This window comes from Blastococcus sp. MG754426, from assembly GCF_021699055.1.
In the GTDB taxonomy this organism is placed as follows: domain Bacteria; phylum Actinomycetota; class Actinomycetes; order Mycobacteriales; family Geodermatophilaceae; genus Blastococcus.
In genome coordinates, this window is the sequence record NZ_SSXC01000210.1 from 1 (window position 1) to 253 (window position 253).

Below are 253 nucleotides of genomic sequence, written 5' to 3' on the forward strand. Positions count from 1 at the left end.
CGGCGTCCTCCGGGCCGCCGTCGCCGCCGACCTGATCCTGCGCCCCTGGGACAGGTCCCGGCCGCCGGTCACCGCCCAGCTGACCATCCACGCCCCGCTACCCGCCCTGCACGACCCCGACCCCGACGGCGGCCAGGGCGGCCAGGGCGGCAGCCAGCCGGCCGCCGAGGTCGCCGGGGAGGTCGTCACCGCCGCCCAGTGCCGGGAGATCCTCCGCGCACTCGACCTGCTCGGCGTCGGCGCCGCCCCCACC

Annotated in this window: 1 pseudogene; it reads left to right on the forward strand. The window is 80.2% G+C overall.

The annotated features are described in order from the left end of the window. Positions 1-253: pseudogene (locus E9549_RS22995) on the forward strand (hypothetical protein); the annotation flags it as partial.